Here is a 15,303-nt window from a genome sequence, read left to right as displayed (position 1 = left end):
ACCTCTTTATGGGCACGAGAGTGGCACGGTCACGCAAAGGACGGCTTGCATCGAAGCCGCGAATTTTCCTCAAATTTTAGGCAAATTCGAAAGGAATTGGTTTTGAAACGGACTTGCCTCGAATCTCATCGACCACATTAACTTTACGATAACCATATATCATATTGTAATTACTCGATTTTATTCCCGACAGAGATTAGTCGTGTCAAGTTTCGGCTCGTTTTGGCACAGGCCTCGCGGCTAACCCGCCGTTTACCATGGCGGCAACTCGGCGTGCTTTGCGGGGTCGGCATCACAATATTTGTCCTGGGGCGGGCGCCGGCTTCGCCAGCCTTATCCATTCCTTAAACGCTGGATGCGAGTTTCAAGCCAATTGATGAGTCACCTGCCAGGCAGGCGTTTTTTACGACCGGGTACGCGTGCGTTGAGTTCGATTTCAGCCAGATACGTTCAATTGCCTGGCGCGGTTGCCGCCGGCTGCGAGCGCATGGTTCACCCGAACGTGACGGGTGAGGCGGAACGCCTGCGCCAGCGTCGCTTCATCGGCGTCATGCTCGCCGCGCCCTTCCTTGCCGCGGGTGCGGCGGTCACGCTCGTCACCGCGAGTCTCGGCGCGGCCGTCACGGTAGCGGCGATCTTTGCCGCTTTTGGCCTGTGTTGGTTCGCGGCGCTTCTGGTGGCGGCCACCGGCCACATGGCGCTTGCCGGCCGCATGGCGGTCGCGCTCGGCGGCCTCGCCCTTGCCGGCGCCATCGCGGCGGCGGGCGGATTGGCCTCGCCGGCGGCACTCCTTGCCGTCGCATTGCCGGTCGAAACCTGGTGGGTCTCGGGGTCGCGGCGCGCTGCGCTGTGGGGCGCGCTGGCGGCGCTTGCCGCCATCGTGCTGCAGCCCTTTGCCGGGCAGGTCTTGCCGCTCGGCGAAATCGCCACCTGGCATTGGCTGCTGCCGCTCGCCTGGGCGCTGACGCTGGTGCCGCGGGCCGCCGCCATCGCCAATCCGGCCGGCTTGCGGCTGGCGGAGGCTGCCGGCGATCGTCTCGAGGACGTCATCGACGCCGTCGTGCTGCGCGTCGGTCGCCAGGGCGAAGTGCTTGACGCGTCCGCCCGGGCGCGTTCGACCCTCAAATTGGCGCCGGAGCTCCTGCTCGGCACCGGCCTTTTCGATCGCGTCCATCTTTCCGACCGCGTCGCCTATCTCACCGCTTTGGCCGACATGCGCGAGGGCGCGCCGAAGCGCCGGCTTGATCTGCGCATCCGCTTGCCGCGCGAGGGTTCCGGCGCGACCGACAATTTCCGCCCGTTCAGCCTCGATCTGCTGCGCGGCGAAGTCGACCGCGACGTCTTCACCCTGGTCCTGCGCGAAAACGACGACGTGGCGGCGCTTCGCGACGAGCTTGCGGAAGCCAGGGAGGCCGCTGCGGCCGCCGAAGTGGCCAAGGGCCGCTTCCTGGCGGTGGTCAGCCACGAGCTGCGCACGCCGCTCAACGCCATCATCGGCTTTTCCGACATGCTGCTGCATGAGATGTTCGGCGCCTTCAGGGATCCGCGCCAGAAGGAATATGTCGGCCTGGTCAGGGAATCCGGCCAGCATCTCTTGTCCGTCGTCACCTCGATCCTCGATGTCTCGCGCATCGAGGCGGGTGCCTACGCGACCGAGCTGGAGCCGTTCCGCTTCGTCGAGGCCGTCGACATGTGTCGCTCGATGATGCGGCCGCTGGCCGACGCCAAGAGCATAGTTCTTGCCACGCAGATCGCCCCGGATGCGGGCGAGATCAATGCCGACCGCCGAGCGGTCCAGCAGATCCTGATCAATCTCGCGTCGAACGCCGTGAAGTTCACGCCCGATGGCGGCAGCGTGGTGATCGGCGCCAAGCGTGTCGGCTCACACCTGCATTTCTGGGTGAGCGACACCGGCATCGGCATCGCCGAGGAGGACATGGCCAATCTCGGCAAGCCGTTCATGCAGATCCAGAACGACTACACGCGCCGTTTCGAGGGAACCGGGCTCGGCCTGTCGCTGGTCAAGGGCCTGGTGGCGCTGCACGAGGGCACCATGTCGATCGAGAGCGCGCCAGGTGAGGGCACCACGGTGACGATCGGCCTGCCGGTGAACGGGCCGAAGCGGCGTTCCGGTGCGCCATCCGGCGTGCTGGCCATGCCGGCGGTCAAGCCGAAGGGGGATGCAGATGGGGACAGCAATGGCTCGCTCCGCAAAACGGCCTAAGGTGGTCGAACCAGAGCGCGGCGCCCTTGCCGAGGGCGCGGTTGCCGTCGGTCAGCTGATCGCCAGCAATCCGGTCCTGGTCGGCGGCTCGACCGCTTTCCTGGTGACGCTGTTCTACGTCTCGGCCAACGCGCTCTGGTATCAGCCCTTTCCGCATACCGGCGCCTTCTTCGCCACCCGCACCATCGTGAATTTCCCGCACACCGTCTCCGACGAACCGGAAACCACCATCAACATCGTGCGCCAGCCGCCGGCGCAGCCGGTGGCCAAGCCGGATCCGGTCGTCCAGCAGGTGCAGGGCATTTTGAAGGACCTCAACTTCTACGACGGCACGGTCGATGGTCTCACCGGACCGGCCACGCGCAAGGCCATCCAGGCCTATCAGTTGAAAGTTGGGCTACCCGGCTCGGGCGAGATCGACACGGCGCTGCTCGACCAGCTTGGCGCTCGCCAGACCACGGCGGCCATCCCGCACCCGGCGCCGCGGCCGGCCGACGCGGCAGCCGCGACGCCGTCGGCCAAGCCATCGGCAATTCCGGTCTCGGCCCCGGCCAGTGACCCTACATTGTCTCCCGACGCCCGCATCGTCAGGATCCAGGCCGGCCTGAAGGCGTTCGGCAATAGCGACATGCAGCTCGACGGCAAGGTTGGCGCCCGCACCAAGTCCGCGATCAAGGAATTCCAGGCGCTCTTCGGGCTGCCCGAAACCGGCGAGCCGGACGAGGCGGTCTACGTCAAGATGCGCGAGATCGGCCTGACGAACTGAGCGGCGGCGTCCGAAAGCTGTCTATTCAAGCCAATGGTCGGGGTCTCTCATCCCGTGAACAATGGCCACAGCCAGGATGCCGTAGTCCATTGGCTCGTAGATAACGATATATCGACCCTCCACGAGAATACGTGCCGTGGCGCTCAACTCTGGCCGGGCAACCCCCATATTGGGATGACTGCAAGCGAGCTCCAGTCTGTCGAAAATGCGCTCTACGAGGCCATCCGCCGCCCGTTCGCTGTCGGCCGCAATATGGCGCCAAATGTTCTTGAGGTCTTGTTCCGCGCGAGGTGTAAGTCGATAGCTAGCCACGTTCCGTGCGCTCGGCTTTCAGAGCGCGGAGAAAGGCCCGGCGATCGACGTCCTGACCTTCGCCACTCGCCATCCCTTCGTCGTAAGCCTGCTTCAACTGTGCGAGTTCGCGCACGCGAAGCTCCTCGCGGTGCTCCCACAGCCTGAGGGCCTCCCTGACGATTTCGCTGTTCGAGGCATAGTTGCCGCTCTCGACCGCATCCTGCAGACGGGCGGCCTGTTTCGGCGTAAGCGATATGGTGAGGGTGCGCATTGCTTGGCTTTTCATCGCTGTTTATATAGCGGTCTTCACAAACTCTAACAAGATTTGTTAGATGCTTGAGTGGTATCCGGAAACCTCTCATGCGCGTAACCGCCGATCTCTGGGTCTCGGCCCTTGTGCGCCGCGTCTTCAGCGCCGGCGGCTTTGCCGCAATCGTCAAGCGCGGCGCGACCGAGGCCGGCGCTGTCTTCGTGCTTTCGCGAGGTCGGATGGGAGAGGTGGCCCTTTATGGGCCGGCGCCGCAGACGAGCTACGATTCGGCCAAGCCCGATGAGCGCTTCTTCGCCATGCTCGGTGCGAGCGACGATGGCTCGGCTTTCGATGCGCGGCTGGAGCGGGAGAAGAAATTCGATCCCGACATCTGGGTGGTCGAGATCGAGGGCGGGACCATTCCCGTCGAAGAGCTTCTTTCCGTGAAGGCGGATTAACCGCGTCAGGACGCCTTGAGGCCGGCGCTCGCCTCGTCGCTGTTCGAGGCTTCGCGGCTTTCGGTGTCTACCGCAGCGGCAGCATTGCCGCGGATCGCCCGTGAAAGAGTCTCGGCCTTCCAGGCGCGTACCTTGTCCAGCGCCGCCTCGCGATGCAGCAGCCGGTAGCGGTCGAGGAACAGGCGGATCGCCTGCGGATGCGGGAACTCGCCGGGATAGACCGCGACCGCGATCAGGAATGCCATGTCTTCGCTGAGATCGAGGGCCCGCAGCGCCGCAAGCAGCGCAGCATAGCTCGACTGCCCGGTCACCGAACGGGCCGTCGCGAAGTCGATATCCAGCGCGTCGGCAAGCGCGGTCTGGAAGAAGGCCGCGTTCCCCGTCAGCGCCGTCTCGCGCAGTTTCACATAGGCCGGCTGGCCGAGGAAGGTGTTGACGTCGGCGCTGTCACCGGTCGGGCGCATCATCGACCGCAGGCGGCGCCGCGCGTTCTCTGCTGCTTCGCCGTGCGCGGGGCGGTCGTCCGCCTTGGTCACGGGCTCCGGCTTCGGCGTGAGCTTCGTGACCGTTTCCGGCGGCCGCGTCTTGACCAGCGTCGGCCTTTCCAGCGCGCGGATCAGGTCGGCGATCGTCGGATTGAGCTCCTTGCGGCGCGCGATGGCGCGCGCGTGCGGCAGCCCGTGCCGGCCGATCAGCGCGATGAGGTCGATGTCGCTCAGCGCGTTGGAGCGGGTGAGCAGGGGTGCTGCGGTCTCGACCGGCTCTTCGGCCAGCCGCCTGACCAGCGCGGCCGGCGCATATTCGCATTCGGAAAGGGCAGCGGCGACATAGCGGCGCGACTCGACAGAAACCTCGTCGAACAGCGGCAGCGTCAGGTCTTCGAGCTGGGCGATCTCGCGGCGCGACGGGCGCGTCAGCGAGCAAAACGCCGACACCGCGGCGCGGAACAGCCTTTCGGCCTTTCCAGCTTCGGTCCGGATAGCGATTTGCCTGAAATCCGAAGATGACACGGAGGATACGCCCGACACTCGACACACTCCCGAACCGCACGATCCGGCCGGGCCGGTTTCGCACCTTCAGGAAAACAAACATCAAATTAGCCGCGATCCGTTAGCGCTCCGTTAACCCTCTACGCCCCTTAATCAACTTTGGAGGCGTTGCGTTGTGCTCCGGGGAAACCGAGAGGGAATGCGCGAACCATGGGCATGGTCCTGTCTTTTGTGCCGCGAGCGGCACCTGTAAATCGAGCAAGTCACGACACCACGACGGCGGCGGCGGTCATCATATTCCCCGGCGTCCGTTATGAGTTGCATCCGCAGGTCGGTGAGGCACGGCCCGGCGAGAGCGGCCCCGACAGGCCGCGCTCCCCGCCACCTGCCAAGCCGCATCACTGATCGGGCGCCTTTCTCAGTAATCCTGCAATTCGCAGGCGCTCTGCTCGAGGAAGCGCGACACGATCGGCTTCCAGCTCTCGTCCGGCACGAAGGCGCGGACGACGAAGATGCCTTCATCGATCGGCGCCTCGACGAAGATCGCGCCCTGCAGATCCTCCGGAAGGTCGCGCCGCACGTCGATCATCTGCGCCGGCGTCAGCACGATGGCATCGAGTTTTTCGCCATTGGCGTTGTGATCGTTGAAGGAATAGATGTTGTGGCCGCTGCGGTCATAGACCGAGGCCGACCAGAACGGCACGTCGCCGGGCGCCTTGATCCTGACCAGCCCGTCCGTGAGATCGAATCGGCAGGCGGCGGCATAAAACAGCGGATCGACCGATTTCACCACCGGCGCGCCGCCGGCCTCGGCGTCGAGCCGCGTCATCTTGTAGAGGTCCGAAGCCATCGCCAGCCGCGACCAGGCATCGCGTTCGGAAAATTCCGGCACCAGGAACAGCACCACGATGTGCACGATGCCGGCGCCGAGCAGGCCGAGGATGAGGGCGTGCAGCAGGCTACGCATTGCAGCCCGCCTTCAGGATGCGCGGCAGCGTGACGTCCGAGAGGCCGGTGCTCGAGGCGATCGGCGTGTCGTAGAAGGTCAGCACGAAATACATCTTGCCGGAGCCGCCGGTCAGCAGCCAGTTGCCGGGAGCCGGGCGATTGCCGACGGAAATGACGACGGAATTGTCGGGCTGGCGCAGCACTTCGTAGGATTGCAGCGCCGACTGCCTCGGCTTGCCTGTGTCGATCACGCCAAGCGACTGGTCGGCGGCATAGAGCGTCCAGAAGCGGGCGGTGGGGTAACCGCCTTCGATCGTGTAGGCGCATTCGCGTTTCAGCGGCTCGCCCGCATCGTCGCGCTCGGCTACGAAGGCAAGCCCCTCGGCCTGGCCGAGCGCCAGCACGCCCTCGCGTGCCACGCGCGCCTTGGAATAGGGGTCGGCCGCCAGCGTCCCGACTTCGGGGAAGGCGGTCCATTGGCCGATGCGGATCGCGCCGACGCCGTCCTGCGCGTTGAGCGCATACCAGACGCTGTAGCCGCCAAGCCCGATGGCCATGGCAAGCGAAAGCAGCGTCAGGATGGCGTTCTTGAGCATGAGAGCCGCAAACAGAGGAGGTTGCCCGGGATATCGCGGCGCGGGGTGCCGTGGCAAGCCGGCTTCACGCCAGCGCGATCCTAAAGCGCCGAAAGTGTCTCCGGCAGGGTGGGGGCGCCCAGCACGGGCGCGGTCTGGAACGCCTTGCTCATTTCCCTCAGCGTCTGGCTGGTGCGTCCGGAAAGCACCGGCGGGCGTTCGGCCTCGGCCTGCGCCGCCGCCGCGTCGGCTTCCTTTTTCGCCGCTTCCTCGGCCTTGGCCGCGACCTCCGGGTCGACCCACGGATGATCGATGCCCGGGATCGGCTTCAGGTCGATGTTCTGATGCGCGTAGACCATAAGCCGCTGCCAGACCATCGCCGGCAGCGAACCGCCGGTCATTTTATTGGTCGGCGTGAAGTCGTCATTGCCGAGCCAGACGGCGGCGGTGTAGTTGCCGGTGAAGCCGACAAACCAGGCATCGCGGTAGGATTGTGTCGTCCCGGTCTTGCCGGCAACGACAATGTTCGGAAGCTGGGCGCGCCTCGCGGTGCCTATGACCGGCACCGCCGCCAGCATGGTGTTCATGTATTTCAGCGCCTTTTCCGACAGCACCCGATGTGGTGGCGGCGCGTCCTTGGCCCAGTCATAGACCACGTCGCCGGTGCGGGTGACGAGCTGGGTGATGCCGTGGCGCGAGCCGACGAAACCGTTCTGCGCAAAGACGCTGTAGCCGGTCGCCTGGTCCATCACCGTCATACCCGATGTGCCGAGCACCATGGTCTTGTGCGATTCCAGCGGCGATTCGACACCCATCGATTCGGCCATCGCCTTGATCGGACCGATGCCGAGGTAGTCCTTGGCGAGCCGCACCGGCACGGTGTTGATCGACTTGGCGATCGCCGTAAGCAGCGTGACGTTGCCGGCCGAGCCGCCATTGTAATTGTGCGGCGACCAACTGCCCCAGCTGATAGGGCCACCGGAAACCACCGAGTCCGGCGTGAAGCCATGTTCCATGGCGGTGGCATAGACATAGGGCTTGAAGGATGAACCGGTCTGACGCAGCGCCTTGGTGGCGCGGTTGAACTGGCTGGTGCCATAGTCGCGGCCACCGACGATGGCACGCACTGCGCCGTTGGTCTCGATCACCACCACCGCGCCTTCGGTGACGTTGTATTCCTTGCCGAACTGGCGAAGATGGAACTCGACCGACTCCTCGGCCGCCTTCTGGATGTTGGCGTCGAAAGTGGTGTGGGCGACCAGCGAGTGCTGGCCGGGCTTGGCGATCTTCTTCACCTCGTCGAAGGCCCAGTCGAGGAAATAATCCGGGCTCTTCTGCTCGCCGCGGTCGACGACGTCGGCAGGATGCAGCCGCGCCTGTAGCACCTGACCCTCGGTCATGAAACCGGCATCGACCAGGTTGGACAGCACCACATTGGCGCGGGCGCGGGCCGCCGGCAGGTTGATGTGTGGGGCGTATTTGGTCGGCGCCTTGAACAGCCCGGCCAGCATCGCCGCCTCGGCCAGGCTCAGGTCCTTGACGCTCTTGCCGAAATAGAAATCCGCCGCCGCCTCGATGCCGAACGTGCCGCCGCCCATATAGGCGCGATCGAGATAGAGTTGCAGGATCTCTTTCTTGGAAAGGTTCGCTTCCAGCCATAGCGACAGGAAGGCTTCCTTGATCTTGCGCTCGAGGGTGCGCTCGTTGGACAGGAACAGGTTCTTGGCGAGCTGCTGGGTGATGCTGGAGCCGCCCTGGACCACGGAATTGGCGCGCACATTCTCGAAGACCGCGCGCGACAGGCCCAGCACGTCGATGCCGTAATGGTCAAAGAAACGCCGGTCCTCGGTCGCCAGCACCGCCTTGATGACGATGTCCGGCATCTCGTCGACCGGCACGGAATCGCGCTGGATGATGCCGCGCTGGCCGATCTCGTTGCCGTAGCGGTCGAGGAAGGTGACGGCGAAGTCGCCCTGGTTGCGCCAGTCGCCGGTGGTGATGTCGAAAGCAGGCATGGCAAGCGCGAGCAGCACCACGAAGCCGCCGGCGCCCATGGTGAAACCTTCGCTCAGCACCTCGATGATGGCGCGGCGCCAGCCATGCACACGGAACCGCCGGGAAAAGATGGTCGCCGCTTCCCAGAATTCGCGTGCCTTGAAACCGATCTCGTAGAGCGAGGAATCGAGCCAGGCGTCCACAGCGAGCAGCGCCGAAGCGATACGGCCTCTTCTCTTGCTTGGTTTCGAAGGACTTGCCATTCCAGACTTCCGCCCCAACGCACTTTCGCCCGGAAACTGTATGGCAATTTCGGGCGCCTCCCCCGCAAGACTAATCGACCATTTTAGCATCGCTCACAAGGGCAGCGAAGCAACAGCGCAAGCTTTGTTGATTGGTTGCGCCCTGGCCGTGGACGGCAGACCATATCACCGCGCCGCGATGAAGCGCATGAAATGCGCCACATCCGCCTCGGTCGGCTCCTGGCCGGTGAAGGAACGCAGATAGGCGGCGAGATGGCTGACGCGCGCCTCGACCGGTTCCTTGAGGTCGAGCACATAATAGCCGATCTGCATGTAATAGAGGACGCGGGCGCGGATGAAGGCGTCCTCGCCGTCATAGCCGTGCCGGCGGTACATGTCGCGGATGGCGCTGAGGCGCTCGTCGTCGGCCTGGTCGATCATGCGCCGCACGTCGGCCGCGCGCCTGGCCCATTCGCGAACGGCGAAATCGAGCCTGGGGTCGAACAGGCGCTCGTCGGCCCAGCATTCGAAGACGTTCATCACGCCCATGATGATGGTCTCCGCCGGCCGGCGGGCACGCTCGACGATCGCCGTGGTGTTGGTGTCGTGCCAATGCGCAAGCAACTGGTCGAGCAGGTCCTGCCGGCTGTTGAAATACCAGTAGAAGCTCGAGCGCGACACGCCGAGCTTCTGGCCGAGCGTCAGCACGCGCACGCTCTCGATACCGTCTGAAATCAGCATATCGAGCGCCAGTTTAATCCAGTCGGAGCGCGTCACCTTGACGTTGCCGGGCGGCGGTTCGGCCTGGGGAGCGGTCATGATCATGGCCGCACAATAGGCATGGCGCGAAACGCAACGCAAGCTCTGGACAGAAGTGTCTAGACATATATGTCCAGAAGGTATATTGGTGGGGCCTCCAACGAGAGGGAGAGGCTCGTGAAATCCCATTACCGGGCAGTCGTCATCGGGGGAGGCGTGGTCGGCGCCTCGGTGCTCTACCATCTTACGCGGTTTGGCTGGAGCGACGTCGCGCTGATCGAGCGCGCCGAGCTGACGGCTGGCTCGACCTGGCATGCGGCCGCCGGCTTCCACGCGCTCAACGCCGATCCCAATGTCGCGGCGCTGCAGGACTACACGATCAAACTCTACCGCGAGATCGAGGCCGAGTCGGGCCAGAATGCCGGCCTGCACATGACCGGCGGCGTCAACATGGCGAGCGACCCGCAGCGCTGGGAATGGCTGAAATCGGCCTGGGCGGTGTTTCAGTCCGTCGGCATCGAGACGGCCCGACTGGTAACGCCCGAGGAGATCAAGGAGATCTGCCCGATCGTCGATGTCAGCGACGTGCTCGGCGGCCTCTATGATTCCAACGAGGGCCATCTCGATCCTTATGGCACCACGCACGCCTATGCCGGCGCCGCCAGGAAGCGCGGCGCCGATGTGATCCTGCGCAACCGCGTCATCGAGCTGAAACAGCGCGCCGATGGCGGCTGGGACGTGGTCACCGAAAAGGGCACGATCGTCACCGAGCATGTCGTCAATGCCGGCGGCCTGTGGGCCAAGCAGGTCGGGCTGATGGCCGGCGTCGACCTTCCGGTGACGCCGATGGAACACCATTATTTCGTCACCGAGGACATTCCCGAAGTCGCAGCCCTCGACAAGGAGCTCGGCCTGGCCGTCGATCTCGACGGCTTCTCCTACCTGCGTCAGGAGCGCAAAGGCGTGCTGCTCGGCGTCTACGAGCAGAACCCGAAACACTGGAACATGGACGGCGCGCCCTGGGATTACGGCATCGAGCTGATCCCCGAGGACATCGACCGCATCAGCCCGGAGCTCTCCAAGGCCTATCAGCGCTTCCCCTGCCTGGCGAAGGCCGGCATCCGCAAATGGGTGAACGGCGCCTTCACCTTCACGCCGGACGGCAATCCGCTAGTCGGCCCGGTCAGGGGGCTGAAGAACTACTGGGTCGCCTGCGGCGTCATGGCCGGCTTCAGCCAGGGCGGCGGCGTCGGCAAGTCGCTGGCCGAGTGGATGATCTACGGCGAGCCGCAAGCCGACATCTTCGGCATGGACATCGCCCGCTATGGCGCCTTCGCCGCCAACCGCGAGTATCTGCGGCAAACCACGGGCCAGTTCTATGCCCGCCGCTTCGTCATGACCTTCCCCAACGAGCGCCTGCCTGCCGGCCGACCGCTGAAGCGTCCGGGCGCCTATGACGGCATGAGCGCCGCCGGCGCCGAATGGACGGCGTCCTGGGGCCTGGAGATCCCGGCCTACTTCGCGCCGATGGGATTCCGCGAGGAGACGACGCTGAAGCGCTCCAACGCTTTCGAGATCGTCGGCGACGAGGTGCTGCAGGTCCGCCGCGCCGCCGGCCTCGTCGATACGACGGCCTTCTCGCGCTATGCCGTGTCAGGCCCGGGCGCCGAGGCCTGGCTCGACCGGCTGCTCGCCTGCCGGCTGCCGAAGCCCGGCCGCGCGAAGCTGGCGCCGATGCTTGGGTCCGACGGCCGGCTGAAGGGGGATCTCACCGTGCTCAACTGGGCCGGCGGCGAATACTGGATCATGGGCTCCTACTATTTGCGCGAATTCCACATGCGCTGGTTCGAGGCGCACATCGCCGAAGGCGTCTCCATCACCGACATCTCGGACGCCATGTCCGGCTTCCTCGTCACCGGTCCGAACGCACGCCGGATCGTCGAACGCACTACCCATCAGGACATCTCCGCCAAAACCCTGCCGTTCATGGCTTGCGGCGTGTTCGACATCGGCATGGCGCGGGCCCGGGTGGCGCGGCTGTCCATTGCCGGCGAGCTCGGCTTCGAGATCAACTGCCCGACCACCCTGCATTCGAGCCTGCGTGAGACGCTGCTTGCCGCCGGCGAGGACCTCGGCCTCGCCGAGATCGGCTATTACGCGCTGAATTCGCTCAGGCTGGAAAAGAGTTTCGGCATCTGGTCGCGCGAATTCACGCAAGGCTACACGCCCGGCCAGACCGGGCTCGACCGCTTCATCGCCTTCGACAAGGGCGATTTCATCGGCCGCCAGGCCGCGCTCAAGGAGCGCGAGGTGGGCGTCTCGCGACGGATCGTGACGCTTGAGGTCGACGCTGTCGACGCCGATGCCAGCGGCTTCGAGCCGGTCTGGTCCAAGGGCCGGCGCGTCGGCTTCGTCACCTCCGGCGGCTACGGCTACACGATCGGCAAGAGCGTCGCCCTGGCGTTGCTCGATGACGATTTCGCCGGTGAGGGGACGGAACTTTCCGTACACATTGTCGGGGTCGAACGGCCGGCGCGCGTCATCGCGGGCTCGCCCTACGACGCTGAAGGCAAGGCGATGCGGCAATGAGGAGGAACCGCCATGATTGACGAGGCCGCACGTGATCTCAGGCGCGAGCGCCGGCGGGGACGCACCGGCGAGGCAGGCAGCGAGTCTAGCCGGCATCCGAATTATCGGTCGCTGAAGAACCCCTTCCTGCCGCAGCCGATCTTTTCCGACGACCAGGTCGCCGCGATCCACGCTACCGCGCTGCGCGTGCTGGAGGAGCTCGGCATCAAGGTGCTGCTGCCCGAGGCCCGCGCCATCTACGCCAGGGCCGGCGCATTGGTCGACGAAGACAGCCAGATGGTCAGGATCGGCCGCGACATGGTCGAGGCAGCACTTGCCGCGGCGCCGCGCGCGATTCCCGCCCTTGGCGGCGACCGCTCGCGGGATCTGATGCTCGAGCTCGGCTCGATGACCTTCCTGGCCGGCTCCGGCGCCCCGAACGTCACCGATCTTGAGCGCGGCCGACGGCCGGGCACGCTCCAGGCCTTCGAGGAATTCATCAAGCTGATCCAGCATTTCGACGTGCTGCATATGCTCGGCCCCTGCGTCGAGCCGCAGGACGTCGACACGCGCTTTCGCCACTATGCCACCGGCCGGGCGCAACTGACGCTGTCCGACAAGGTGCCCTTCGTCTTTGCCCGCGGCACGCCGCAGGCCGAGGACAGTTTCGAGATGATCCGGCTGGCGCGCGGCCTGTCCGAAGACGAGTTTGCCGGCAGCGCCCATAGCTACACGGTCATCAACACCAACTCGCCGCGCCAGCTCGACATTCCGATGGCGCAGGGCATCATCGACTTCGCCCGCGCCGGCCAGATATCGATCATCACGCCCTTTTGCCTGGCGGGCGCCATGGCGCCGATCACGGTCGCGGGCGCGCTGGCGCTGCAGCATGCCGAGGCGCTGGCGGGCCTGACGCTCGCCCAGATCGCGCGCCCAGGCGCGCCTGTGGTCTATGGTTCCTTCTCCTCCAATGTCGACATGAAGTCGGGCGCGCCGGCCTTCGGCACGCCGGAGCATGTCAAGGCTACGCTCGGCGCGGGCCAGCTTGCGCGTTTCACCGGCCTGCCATGGCGATCCGGCGGCGGCAGCGCCGCCAATATCTCCGACGCGCAGGCAGCGCACGAGACGCAGTTCGCGCTGTGGGGCTCGGTGCTGGCCGGCGCGACCGTCTGCATCCATGCCGCCGGCTGGCTGGAAGGCGGTTTGAGCGTTTCCCTCGAGAAGCTGATCACCGACATCGAAGCCTTGCAGACGGTCGCAGAGCTTTGCGCGAAGACCCCGGGCGACGAGGATGCGATCGGCTTCGAGGCCATCGCCGAAGTGCAGCCCGGCGGGCATTTCTTCTCGGCGGCGCATACCATGACGCGCTACCGCACCGCCTTCTATGAGCCGCTGGTGGCCGACTGGTCGAATTTCGGCAATTGGACGCAAGCCGGCGGCAAGACCGCCACGGAGCGCGCGACCGGCATCTGGAAGCGGATTCTTTCCGATTTCCAGCCGCCGGCCTCCGCTGCCGCCACCGCGGGCGTGCTCGACGAGTTCATTGCCAAGCGCACCGAGGAAGGCGGCGCGGCTCCGGTCTCATGATTTGACGAAAACGTAATAAATTCGAGACCTTCGCCCTTCACGCTATAGTCAAACCGATTCGCGATCTGGCATCGGATCGCGAGCGCGGCTACGTTGCCGGAATTGGCTGCGGCGCGGAGACATGTGTTGGCGATGGACGGTAGATGACGGCGCCTGGCGATCTGATGCAGGCCTTGTTCCTGAGGCTTAAGACCGATGCGTCGCTATCGGCGCTTCTCGGCGGCGCTGGCCTGCTCGAACAGGCGAACGACAAGGCCGCCTTTCCACACGTGACCTACGGCCGTACCAGTGCCTTCGACCTGGACACCGGCGCCGACAACGATGGCGACCAACTCATCACCTTGCACGTCTGGTCGAAGGCTCAAGGCGAGGCCGAGACGCGCCTCATCATGGACAGCATCAAGGCGCGCCTCGATGGCGCAGCACTTTCCATCGGCTCGCGCGGTCAGACGCGCCTGTCGCTGGAATTCGCCGAGGCGCGCTATGACGAGGACCTTGCGGTCCATCATGGATTGCTGCGCTTCCACGCCTTGACGCAGGAAGACGCCTGAGAGGCTGGCGGACCTCAGAGCTGCGCCTGGATGGCGGCCTTGTCGATGACCGACCAGACCTCGCGAATCCGTCGGTCGTGGAATTCGTAGAAGACGTTCTCGGCGAAGGAAACCCGCCTGCCGTGCACCGGCAGGCCGAACAGCACGCCCTTGGGCCGGCAGTCGAAATGCAGTCGCGCCGCCACGCGCGGCGGCTCCGAAATCAGGAGTTCGATGTTGAAGCGCAGGTCGGGAATGGCCTCGAAATCGCCTTCCAGCATACGGCGATAACCCGAAAGCCCGATCGTCTCGCCATTGTACTGCACCTCGTCGCCGACGAAGCGGCCGAGATTGTCCCACTCCTGGTCGTTCAGGCAGGCGATGTAGCCCCGATAGAGATCGGCAATATCCTCGCGCGTCATCGCGTGCTCCCATGGTCGTGCGGCGTTCCTACACCGGAGCAATTCCAGGAAAAGTGTGATCGGTTTTCCGTCCGGAATTGCGTTAAATTAGAGAGATAGGGCGGTTCGCCGTTTCCATGAAACGGTGAAACGCTAGGGCTGGATGGAGAATCCGCACCCGAAAAGCGTAGCGGGCCGACTGATTTTCCGGCTATGAATTTGCACCCGGGGCCTGAGGGAGCCCCTGGCGACTGCACTGGCGTCACAGGGTGCATTCATTTGTCTCGCGCAGGGGAATGGCGGGCATGGATTTTCGATTGTTCACCGTTCATTTCACGTTCAGCCCATATGCGTTAGAACCGTGATCATGACCAACCTTGGCTCCCATCTCCGCAAAGCAGTGCTGGCGCTTGCCGCAGCCGGCCTCTTTGCGTCGCAGACGACGGCAATGCCGGTCATCGTCCCGTCGGTCGACCAGCCGGTCGTGCTTGTCGCCGGCGATTGCTACGCCATCGGCCAGCAGGTCGCCGCGCAGAATGGCGGCACGCTGGCCAAGGCCTCGCAGGCGACGCGGGGCGGCCAGCAGGTCTGCGTCATCGTCGTGCTGGTCCCCGGCAAGGACGGACAGCGTCCGCGCCGCTCGGAAATCGTCGTCCCGATGAGCTGACCTCACTCGTTTCCCAGGCCGGCGGAATCGGCCTATACGTCTAACCAGCA

At 65.0% G+C, this 15,303-nt stretch carries 15 protein-coding genes; 7 read left to right on the top strand and 8 right to left on the bottom strand.

The features are described 5' to 3' along the window. Nucleotides 1-487 precede the first annotated feature (487 nt). Both FJ430_RS27280 and FJ430_RS27275 read left to right on the top strand, forming a co-directional pair. Entirely contained in the window at nt 488-2,224 is a 1,737-nt protein-coding gene (locus FJ430_RS27280; protein WP_140703628.1) for a sensor histidine kinase, read from the top strand. Further along, the gene (locus FJ430_RS27275; protein ID WP_140702905.1) at nt 2,199-2,990 is read left to right on the top strand and encodes a peptidoglycan-binding protein; all 792 of its coding nucleotides are present in this window, start codon (nt 2,199-2,201) and stop codon (nt 2,988-2,990) included. The genes FJ430_RS27280 and FJ430_RS27275 overlap by 26 nt, the downstream gene beginning before the upstream one ends. 21 nt (nt 2,991-3,011) lie before the next feature. On the opposite strand, the gene FJ430_RS27270 is transcribed toward FJ430_RS27275, so the two are convergent. Together FJ430_RS27270 and FJ430_RS27265 are read right to left on the bottom strand one after the other, a co-directional pair. Then, nucleotides 3,012-3,302 carry a type II toxin-antitoxin system RelE/ParE family toxin gene (locus FJ430_RS27270; RefSeq protein WP_140702907.1) on the bottom strand — a complete coding sequence of 97 codons (291 nt, stop codon included), beginning with the start codon at nt 3,300-3,302 and terminating at the stop codon, nt 3,012-3,014. Then, on the bottom strand, nt 3,295-3,555 hold the full coding sequence (locus tag FJ430_RS27265) for a type II toxin-antitoxin system ParD family antitoxin (protein ID WP_181175226.1): 261 nt from the start codon (nt 3,553-3,555) through the stop codon (nt 3,295-3,297). Before FJ430_RS27265 ends, FJ430_RS27270 begins: the two co-directional genes overlap by 8 nt. Before the next feature lie 89 nt (nt 3,556-3,644). Here FJ430_RS27265 and FJ430_RS27260 point away from each other — a divergent pair, with 89 nt between their 5' ends. Beyond that, complete coding sequence (locus FJ430_RS27260) at nt 3,645-3,992, top strand: DUF1491 family protein (RefSeq protein WP_140702909.1); 348 nt, start codon at nt 3,645-3,647, stop codon at nt 3,990-3,992. A gap of 5 nt (nt 3,993-3,997) precedes the next feature. Here the strand turns inward: FJ430_RS27260 and FJ430_RS27255 are convergent, their stop codons facing one another. The 5 genes from FJ430_RS27255 to FJ430_RS27235 all read right to left on the bottom strand — a co-directional run bounded on the left by FJ430_RS27255 (nt 3,998) and on the right by FJ430_RS27235 (nt 9,566). Continuing rightward, nucleotides 3,998-5,002 (bottom strand): DUF2336 domain-containing protein, encoded by a 1,005-nt coding sequence (locus tag FJ430_RS27255; RefSeq protein ID WP_140702911.1) that lies wholly within the window; start codon nt 5,000-5,002, stop codon nt 3,998-4,000. Between the two features lie 397 nt (nt 5,003-5,399). Beyond that, complete coding sequence (locus tag FJ430_RS27250) at nt 5,400-5,948, bottom strand: DUF1254 domain-containing protein (RefSeq protein ID WP_140643543.1); 549 nt, start codon at nt 5,946-5,948, stop codon at nt 5,400-5,402. Next, the gene (locus FJ430_RS27245) at nt 5,941-6,525 is read right to left on the bottom strand and encodes a DUF1214 domain-containing protein (protein ID WP_140643545.1); all 585 of its coding nucleotides are present in this window, start codon (nt 6,523-6,525) and stop codon (nt 5,941-5,943) included. The genes FJ430_RS27250 and FJ430_RS27245 overlap by 8 nt, the downstream gene beginning before the upstream one ends. An 80-nt stretch (nt 6,526-6,605) precedes the next feature. Next, the gene (locus FJ430_RS27240) at nt 6,606-8,762 is read right to left on the bottom strand and encodes a transglycosylase domain-containing protein (protein WP_140702913.1); all 2,157 of its coding nucleotides are present in this window, start codon (nt 8,760-8,762) and stop codon (nt 6,606-6,608) included. Between the two features lie 165 nt (nt 8,763-8,927). Continuing rightward, entirely contained in the window at nt 8,928-9,566 is a 639-nt protein-coding gene (locus tag FJ430_RS27235; RefSeq protein ID WP_140702915.1) for a TetR/AcrR family transcriptional regulator, read from the bottom strand. Between the two features lie 111 nt (nt 9,567-9,677). Here FJ430_RS27235 and FJ430_RS27230 point away from each other — a divergent pair, with 111 nt between their 5' ends. From FJ430_RS27230 to FJ430_RS27220, 3 genes are all read left to right on the top strand, one after another. Continuing rightward, nucleotides 9,678-12,089, top strand: coding sequence for a GcvT family protein (locus FJ430_RS27230; protein ID WP_140702917.1), 2,412 nt, complete (start codon nt 9,678-9,680; stop codon nt 12,087-12,089). 12 nt (nt 12,090-12,101) lie between these two features. Continuing rightward, the gene (locus tag FJ430_RS27225; RefSeq protein ID WP_140702919.1) at nt 12,102-13,655 is read left to right on the top strand and encodes a trimethylamine methyltransferase family protein; all 1,554 of its coding nucleotides are present in this window, start codon (nt 12,102-12,104) and stop codon (nt 13,653-13,655) included. Nucleotides 13,656-13,798: 143 nt separating this feature from the next. After that, on the top strand, nt 13,799-14,206 hold the full coding sequence (locus FJ430_RS27220; protein ID WP_140702922.1) for a DUF3168 domain-containing protein: 408 nt from the start codon (nt 13,799-13,801) through the stop codon (nt 14,204-14,206). A 14-nt stretch (nt 14,207-14,220) separates the two neighbouring features. Here FJ430_RS27220 and FJ430_RS27215 read toward each other — a convergent pair whose 3' ends face one another. Next, entirely contained in the window at nt 14,221-14,607 is a 387-nt protein-coding gene (locus FJ430_RS27215) for an ester cyclase (RefSeq protein ID WP_140658805.1), read from the bottom strand. 346 nt (nt 14,608-14,953) lie between these two features. Between FJ430_RS27215 and FJ430_RS27210 the strand changes: the two genes are divergently transcribed. Beyond that, nucleotides 14,954-15,253 (top strand): hypothetical protein, encoded by a 300-nt coding sequence (locus FJ430_RS27210; protein ID WP_140702924.1) that lies wholly within the window; start codon nt 14,954-14,956, stop codon nt 15,251-15,253. Nucleotides 15,254-15,303: the final 50 nt, after the last annotated feature.

The organism is Mesorhizobium sp. B2-8-5 (assembly GCF_006440675.2).
GTDB lineage: Bacteria > Pseudomonadota > Alphaproteobacteria > Rhizobiales > Rhizobiaceae > Mesorhizobium.
This window is presented reverse-complemented; position numbering and strand designations above follow the sequence as displayed.

Coding starts and splice junctions, on each gene's coding strand:
- FJ430_RS27280 (WP_140703628.1), top strand. CDS start 488: ATGGTTCACCCGAACGTGACGGGTGAGGCGGAACGCCTGCGCCAGCGT.
- FJ430_RS27235 (WP_140702915.1), bottom strand. CDS start 9,566: ATGATCATGACCGCTCCCCAGGCCGAACCGCCGCCCGGCAACGTCAAG.
- FJ430_RS27240 (WP_140702913.1), bottom strand. CDS start 8,762: ATGGCAAGTCCTTCGAAACCAAGCAAGAGAAGAGGCCGTATCGCTTCG.
- FJ430_RS27225 (WP_140702919.1), top strand. CDS start 12,102: ATGATTGACGAGGCCGCACGTGATCTCAGGCGCGAGCGCCGGCGGGGA.
- FJ430_RS27265 (WP_181175226.1), bottom strand. CDS start 3,555: ATGCGCACCCTCACCATATCGCTTACGCCGAAACAGGCCGCCCGTCTG.
- FJ430_RS27210 (WP_140702924.1), top strand. CDS start 14,954: ATGACCAACCTTGGCTCCCATCTCCGCAAAGCAGTGCTGGCGCTTGCC.
- FJ430_RS27245 (WP_140643545.1), bottom strand. CDS start 6,525: ATGCTCAAGAACGCCATCCTGACGCTGCTTTCGCTTGCCATGGCCATC.
- FJ430_RS27250 (WP_140643543.1), bottom strand. CDS start 5,948: ATGCGTAGCCTGCTGCACGCCCTCATCCTCGGCCTGCTCGGCGCCGGC.
- FJ430_RS27220 (WP_140702922.1), top strand. CDS start 13,799: ATGACGGCGCCTGGCGATCTGATGCAGGCCTTGTTCCTGAGGCTTAAG.
- FJ430_RS27275 (WP_140702905.1), top strand. CDS start 2,199: ATGGCTCGCTCCGCAAAACGGCCTAAGGTGGTCGAACCAGAGCGCGGC.
- FJ430_RS27215 (WP_140658805.1), bottom strand. CDS start 14,607: ATGACGCGCGAGGATATTGCCGATCTCTATCGGGGCTACATCGCCTGC.
- FJ430_RS27260 (WP_140702909.1), top strand. CDS start 3,645: ATGCGCGTAACCGCCGATCTCTGGGTCTCGGCCCTTGTGCGCCGCGTC.